Origin of the sequence: Bythopirellula sp., from assembly GCF_041737835.1 — a bacterium.
In the GTDB taxonomy this organism is placed as follows: domain Bacteria; phylum Planctomycetota; class Planctomycetia; order Pirellulales; family Lacipirellulaceae; genus Bythopirellula.
In genome coordinates, this window is record NZ_JBGSQY010000042.1 from 1 (window position 1) to 2228 (window position 2228).

Consider the following 2228-nt stretch of genomic DNA (forward strand, 5'->3'; position numbering starts at 1 on the left):
GGCCGATGTGCTGGGGGTCTCGGATCGGACTGTCAAAAAGCGTTGGCGCGATGCCCGCCTGAAGTTGTTCGAAATGCTTGGCGGAGAGCGGGATCTCCAACCGGATTTCAATCCCGGGGGAACCGAATGAGTGCCGAAGAGGCTCTCGAAAACTGGCTTGAAGAGTGGGAGGATCTTGCTGAACAGGGCCGACCGCCGAGCCTCGATGAGTTCCTTGCTGGGAAGGAATCTGGGATTCGTGCAGAACTGGAGTGCGAGTTTCGGCGACGTGCGGTTGCACTCGGCTGGATCGCAAACCAACTGATGCCGTTCGGCGAATCGGGTGGCAGGCCTCAAAATTCCGATCTCGCCGTGGGGACGATGCTTGAACAGTTTCGGGTTCTGGGCCGTTTGGGACAAGGCGGCATGGGCGTGGTTTATGAAGCGGAGGACACTCTGCTGCATCGTCGGGTCGCGATCAAGACGCTCCCGAGACCGGCCGATGAACACGACCCCGAGCTTCAGCGTTTGCTCAAGGAAGCACGGGCGGTGGGAAAGCTGAATCACCCAAACATTGTAGGGATTTATCACGTTGGCCACTGGAGCGGCGGGTACTACCTCGTCCTGGAACTCCTGACCGGCGGGAGTCTGCAATCGCTTCTCCGGGATGGGATTCCCGCCACTTGGAAACAGGCGACCCAAGCGATTGCCGACGCGTGCCGCGGCCTCATTTCCGCCCACGCCGCCGGGCTCGTGCATCGCGACATCAAGCCTTCGAACCTCTTGCGCACCGAATTGGGTCTGGTCAAGGTCGCCGATTTCGGGCTGGCACGAGGAGCGGACGTGTCGGTCAGCACCTCGGGGGGAGTCAGCGGCACCCCTCAGTACATGAGCCCGGAACAATGCCGGGGGCAATCCGCGGATCCGAGGTCCGATCTCTATTCACTGGGAGCAACTTACTTCACCCTTTTGACAGGTCGTCCGCCATTTGAAGCGGATTCTGCCGTTCAGGTGATGTTCGCCCACTGCCACACGCCGATCCCCGATCCGCGGCGAGTAGCACCCGAGATCCCAGTGAAATGTGCACGCATCGTCCGAAAGGCGATGGCGAAGGAAGCAGCCGATCGTTACCAATATGCGACAGAAATGCTGGCGGACCTCTTGTCTCTGCTTAACAACGACGAGCCACTTGAGGCCCCCGCGAGCCGAACGAAAAAACACTCGCGAAGGCCAAAGCTCCGTGACGAGTGGAACGGATTGGGACCGAACGCATCATTTTTCTCCCGTAAGAAGGCTATCGTCTTAAGCGTGTCCATTGCATCAGTTGCGGCAATTGCATTGTTTATCGCCCAACTGGTGCCGGGTCAGCGCGACGGTGACGCTCGCCAGCGACTTCCTCTTGTTCAAGACCCGAAGCCGAACGCGGATGCCGCCATGCCGCAACCCGGGGAGGAACGTTCTGTTGAGATCTCCACGAAAACGAAGATGGTCTTCTGCTGGATTCCGGCCGGAATCGCGAGATTGGGTTCTCCGTTGGGGGAGAAGAATCGGACCCCCTTTGAAAAAGAGGTCGAATACGAGTCCAAAGGATACTGGCTCGGAAAGTATGAAGTCACGCAAGCCCAATGGATCGCATTGATGGCATTCAATCCGAGTACGTTCGACGGGAAGAAGCCATTTTCCGTTCGAGGCATGGACACATCGCAGTTTCCTGTGGAGAGTGTCAGCTGGGACGACTGCGAGCGGTTCATTAGCCTCTTGAACTCAAAACCGGCTATTGCAGCGAAGCTTCAAGTGCCCAGTCGATCAGGTCGTTTTGTCCTGCCTCACGAAGACGAATGGGAGTACGCTTGTCGTGGAGGAAAAGGAAATCGACAAGCGTTTTACTTCGGGAACGAGATAAACGGTACGCAAGCGAATATCGAGGGAACCATACCCTACGGCACTGCTGCTCAAGGTCCATTCTTAAAGCGGACTTCGGCAGTAGGAAGCTACTCCAAGGATTTTCCCCACCCCTGGGGACTCTGTGATATGCACGGTAATGTTTGGGAATTCTGTACTAATCGCTCTCCGCGACCTATCCGCCACGACAATCGAGTTATACGAGGAGGATGTTATTTCGCAGGAGGGATGGAGTGTCGCTCGGCCACTCGCAACTTCCCAGGTCAAGAAGTGGTTAAGTATTTCAACCTCGGCTTCCGCGTTTGTTTCCGACCCGAATAGCGAAGATTAATTCCGCGGTAAAAGCT

At 56.8% G+C, this 2228-nt stretch carries 1 protein-coding gene; it reads left to right on the top strand.

The window, feature by feature from the left end; translation table 11 throughout:
• Window positions 1-360 precede the first annotated feature (360 nt).
• Window positions 361-2202: a protein kinase domain-containing protein gene (locus AC6T8Q_RS13875; protein ID WP_500679644.1), complete on the top strand. Its 1842-nt coding sequence runs from the start codon at window positions 361-363 to the stop codon at window positions 2200-2202.
• Window positions 2203-2228: the final 26 nt, after the last annotated feature.